The organism is Psychroflexus sp. MES1-P1E (assembly GCF_002836055.1).
Lineage (GTDB): Bacteria > Bacteroidota > Bacteroidia > Flavobacteriales > Flavobacteriaceae > Psychroflexus.
In genome coordinates, this window is the sequence record NZ_PJBS01000167.1 from 1 (window position 1) to 5,239 (window position 5,239).

General features: G+C 37.1%; 5 protein-coding genes. 1 reads left to right on the forward strand and 4 read right to left on the reverse strand.

Going from position 1 to position 5,239, the window contains the following annotated elements:
- The 4 genes from CXF67_RS07855 to CXF67_RS07870 all read right to left on the reverse strand — a co-directional run.
- A partial coding sequence (locus CXF67_RS07855) for an aldo/keto reductase (RefSeq protein WP_145990398.1) occupies nt 1-311 on the reverse strand: 311 nt, incomplete at its 3' end.
- A 161-nt stretch (nt 312-472) separates the two neighbouring features.
- Nucleotides 473-922 (reverse strand): Dabb family protein, encoded by a 450-nt coding sequence (locus CXF67_RS07860; protein ID WP_102088258.1) that lies wholly within the window; start codon nt 920-922, stop codon nt 473-475.
- Nucleotides 923-1,060: 138 nt separating this feature from the next.
- Nucleotides 1,061-2,725: a sodium:solute symporter gene (locus CXF67_RS07865; RefSeq protein WP_102088255.1), complete on the reverse strand. Its 1,665-nt coding sequence runs from the start codon at nt 2,723-2,725 to the stop codon at nt 1,061-1,063.
- Nucleotides 2,726-2,825: 100 nt separating this feature from the next.
- A complete protein-coding gene (locus tag CXF67_RS07870) occupies nt 2,826-3,797 on the reverse strand; it encodes a phytanoyl-CoA dioxygenase family protein (RefSeq protein WP_102088256.1) in 972 nt (323 codons plus the stop codon).
- Nucleotides 3,798-4,280: 483 nt separating this feature from the next.
- On the opposite strand from CXF67_RS07870, the gene CXF67_RS07875 reads away from it, so the two are divergent.
- Nucleotides 4,281-5,123, forward strand: coding sequence for an AraC family transcriptional regulator (locus CXF67_RS07875; protein WP_102088257.1), 843 nt, complete (start codon nt 4,281-4,283; stop codon nt 5,121-5,123).
- The last annotated feature ends 116 nt before the right edge of the window (nt 5,124-5,239 follow it).

Here is a 5,239-nt window from a genome sequence, read left to right on the forward strand (position 1 = left end):
ATAAGATAGAGGTCTATATAATTTAAATCTAACTTTCTCAACGATTCGTCTAAGGCCAGCCTAGTCTGTTTATATCCTAAATTCTCCCTCCAAAGCTTAGTGGTTATAAAAATTTCCTGCCTTACAACCCCACTAGTTTTGATTGCTTTACCTACGGCTTCTTCATTTTGATAAATTGCCGTAGTATCGATTAATCGATAACTCAAAGTCAAAGCACTCTGGATGGATTTTATTCCTTCTTCTTCATTTGCCTTATAGGTGCCAAAACCTACAATTGGAATTCTATTGCCATCGTTTAAATTTTTTTCCATCAGTTTAAATTTAATTGATTTTGATTAGAAAGAGGTAGGTTGGATGCAGTACCTCTTGTAAATTGCAAATCATTTTAAAATTAATATGAGCCTATTCAATCCTTTTATTCGTAAAACCTTAGCATATTTTTTATGGTGTATTAGGACCGTCATATTTGTTTTCATTTTGGATTAGTCCAGTAGTCTACAACAAAGACTTTTTCTAAATAGGGTTGCAGGCTAGCTACAAACGCTTGGTGACTTGGATGCGGGGTATATATGCTGTCTCTATCACTTTCAGATTTAAAGGTTACCATATAACAATGGGTAAAATCTTGATGAAAATTTTCTGGACTATCATTTATTCCCCATTCAAAATCTTGTATTTCAGGAATTGCTTTGGGCAAAGCGTTAAAAGATTGATTCAACTTCTCAACTTCCTCCGCAAGGGCATCATCCTTAAATTTAAATAGAACAACATGCCTTAAAAGTTTGTTTTGTTTCTCCATATCTTGTTTCATTGTTACTTCTTTTTTGTTGTTTTCTTCTTCTTTTACTTCTTGTTTACAAGCCGCACCTACTATGCTACATATCAGTACTACTGGAATCAGCGTTTTTTTGATAATTTTCATTGTCATGATTTTAAATTTATATGTATTGAGAGAATTTGTTCATTTTTATATCTTCATTTTACTTAAACCATAGTTATGTCTTGGATGTTATAATTTTTGTCTGCATTAACTATGCTTCTAAGCAATTATTATATATCATCACCCTATCCCTAATGGACTAAAAATGAACCAAATAACCAACACCAAAATAATCAATACCACGGTTAAAATCACGTCGGTGCTCCATTTAAAAGATGTCCCTTTTTTCTTTTGAAAAGTTACAGCCTCCAATAATAGGAGGGATTGTGGAGTCCCCAGTTTGCTAATAATCATCAATTCAGCAGAACAAAAAAGAAAAAGGAACAAGGCAAAGTGCAAGAAATTAATCCCTAGAAAATAACTCAAGGTACTATCATCGGTCGGTAGCAAGGAACCTTCATTGACCATGAATTCTGCTCCCAAACGAAACATTCCAATTACAAAACCGGTCCATAGGGTAACAATTGCAGCACGGGCATTTATCCATTTATAAAAAAGGCCTAGCAGAAAAACAGAGGCTATAGGTGGGGCGATATAGGCTTGAATACTTTGTAAATAGTGAAAAATACCCCCGCCCATTAGTGCATTCATAAAAGGTATCCAGCCCAAACTAAGCAAGACCAAAACTACTGTTGCAATCCTACCAAATCTAACAAGTTCTTTTTCAGAGGCCTCAGGTTTGAACTTCTGATAAAAGTCGATGGTTAGCAAAGTGGAACTGGAATTAAAGGCAGAAGACAGTGAACTCATCAAAGCAGCCAAAAGGCCAGCAATAGCTAATCCTTTTAATCCGGTTGGTAAAAATTCTGTAATCATAGTGGGAAGGGCTTGGTCTGCATTTTCCATAGAGAAACTTATCATGCCTTTTTGCATAAGGGCATAGGCAATAACTCCTGGTAGAAAAAATAGAAATACAGGTAGCAGTTTAAGGTATCCCGCGAACAAAGCCCCTTTACGGGCATTGCTAACATCCTTTGCGGATAAGGCACGTTGAACAATAAACTGATCGGTACACCAATACCAAACTCCCAAGATTGGTGCGCCGAACAACATTCCTGTCCATGGATATTCAGTATCATCGGTAGATCGCCAAAGATTAAAAAATTGATCTACAGGTGGATTCCCAGATGTGTTTGCCGCCATGTCGATGCTGCGTATCATTTCATTCCAGCCGCCCAATTCGTACAATCCGAAAAACACCACCCCCATAGTGCCCAGTATTAGTATAAAAGCTTGAGCCATATCGGTATAAATAACAGCTTTTAGTCCACCTAGAACCGTATAAAATCCAGTGGCCACCACTGTAATAATTGCACCCGTCCAAAACGGAATGCCCAACACTTCAAAGACCAGCGCCCCGGCAAAGATGATAAGCGAAATTTTGGTGATGATATATGCCAAAACGGATATTACGGATAAATAGTTACGACAGGCTTTTGAATAACGTTTTTCCAAAAATTCAGGCATTGTGTACACCCCTGTGCGTAAATAAAACGGGACGAAAACCCAACCGAAAAGGATTAACACCAAGGAAGCTAAGATCTCAAAATTCGCCATAGGCATACTTCCCCGTGCCCCTGCACCGGACACTCCTAGAATAATTTCTGAACCAATGTTAGAGGCAAACAAAGAAGCCCCTATGACGAACCAGCCTTGGTTCTTACCTGCTAAAAAATAATCGACAGACGAAAAGGCCGCATCCTTTTTTCCCTTTGATGCCCATTGGGCAATCCAAAGAATGATGCCAAAATATAATACGATGATCGCGATATCCAGAAATTCCATTTTTAAAGTTTTACTCGGTTTAGTTATATTTAATTTTAGTGTACGCTAAAAATGGGGCTACCCGAATGAGGCCCCATTTGCAAAAGTATTTTACCATCAATTACCAATCTTTCAACCCCAATAATTTCTCCCCGAGATCCGATAATTCTGCTCTTTTATATTTTGTCTGCTCCCAGTTCCGTGGATCCCCAGGAAAGGCATAGCCTACAGGAGACTCGCTGTTTTTCCAAGAATTAGTCCTCCAACTCCTCAATGCTTTATCCTCCTTCTGTGCGGGCATCATAGAAATATACTGCGCTATTCGAACTTGGTCTTTGGATGTATTTGGGCGAATGCCGTGGGGCTGTGAACTATTAAAGATTAAAAGATCTCCTGCCTCCATAACAACTTTCACTAATTTATACTCCAATCCCGCTACATCTGGTTTAAAGCGATCTCTGTCTTCCGGTTGTGTCAATTTCCATGTGTCATAATTTTTGTATAACCATGGAATGCATTGAAAACCTCCCATATCTTTATCGGTCTGATCAGCCAAAGCCAATACCCCTTGTACGTTTTGAGGTTTTGTTTCTGGATCGTAGTCCCAATGAATAAACCCTTTGTATTCATAGCCAGGGCACATAGGGAAATTCAAATTAGCTCGGTCTATGGTTACCCATAATCTTTCGGTTCCCCAAATATCGGTAAAAGCGTCATAGACCCTTTGCGATTGTCGGTTGTTCCATAAATGTTGGTTGTTATAGACCTCTACCATTCCCGTCCCAGCCAATTCCTTCATTTTTATTTCGGCCCGGGCCTTGGTGTACCATGTTTTCTTGTCGTTAGGGTCTTTTTCTTCAAATTCCCAAAGAAATGCCGCCGTTTTTTTTGCTTGTTCTGGGGATACTGCATTTTTAACGACTACATAACCGTTCTCTTTCCAAAACTTCCATTGCTCCAAAGTCAAGACCTTAAGTGAATCTACAGTTGCCTCGTTTCGTAGTTGCGCTTTACTGCTTTTTGCAGTAGAAGGGTTTCCTGGAATTTCTTTGTGTTTGTTGCCAGGAACCATCGGCTTAGCTATATTTTTCATGTTTTCTAAATTTTAATTTAATTCACTATAACGTTTTAGTTATTTGATTCATAAATGATTCAATCCTATTGATATTTATCTCAATGGGTAAATGCCATTTGATTGCTCTTACTATGGGTTTCGATTAAGATTATGGCTTTAAAAATTGGGCAAAACCATTTTGATTACACTACTAGTTTTATTTTACCGCTTTGGAACTGTACTAAATCCTTTGCATCAAAATGGTTTTTTAGACAGGTATTAGCATATTTACAAACATGCTCTTTTGATTTTAAACACATTATATTTTATGAGATTAATGCTTTAATTCTATTCTTATAAAGTGGAACCATGAAGTTAATTATGCGCTTCTAATGAATTTTCAACACAAAGGTCAGCATGAACACTTTAGGAAAGTTTACCTCAGTTAGCCAAAACTTGTACTAAATTGATTTTTTATGTTGTTGTAAGTAAATGTAATGTATATCCTTATACCTTAGTATCATGAAAGTTCAGTTAGAAACCATCACCAACAAAGTAAATAGGTCGTTCAGCATCATGTTCGACCCAAGGTTAAATGATCTTTTCTTTTGGCATTTTCATCCTGAGTATGAACTGGTCTATATAGAAGGTGCTAACGGTACCCGACATGTAGGCAATCATATTTCAAACTACCAAGGCAGTGATCTGGCATTAATAGGGTCGAACATTCCTCATTTAAATTTTGACTATGGAGTTAAAACGGGTTATAGAAAAGTAGTGGTTCATTTGAAGAAAGAGTTGGTAGAGACCAATTTTCACAAAACCCCAGAATTAATATTGATCAATACCATGTTCCAAAAATCAAAGCATGGCCTAGTCTTTAAGGGGAAACTAAAAAAAGAATTGGGAGTTAAATTGTTTGCATTAAAGGGCTTGTCGCCCATAGAACAGTACCTGCAGCTGCTTGAAATATTACGTGAGCTATCTAATTCAGAGAAACCGGAGCTTTTACACAATCGGCCTTACGACAATCAGATTAGCGATAAAGACCAGAAAAGAATCAGTGCGATTTTCACCCATATCGATAATAATTATCATCATAAAATAAAACTTCAAGATATGGCTATTCTCAGCCATATGACCAAAGAAGGGTTCTGCCGTTACTTTAAAAAAAGGACAAAATACACGTTTACCGAATTTTTAAACCGGTACCGTATTAGCCAATCAAAACGAGATCTAATGACGGGCAAGAGTGTGAGCGATGCCTGTTATGGGTCGGGCTTTGAAAGCCTGTCGTATTTCAATCGTATTTTTAAGAGTATTACCAATGAAAATCCGCGTGAGTTCCGTAAAAAGTATGCTTAAAACATATAATTTGATAAAATAAAATTGCGTCACATCATACGCTCTTTTTGTAACATGATATATTAGTTTTTTAAAATCAAGATTTATGGGACTCAAAGATTTTCCTTTAATAACTA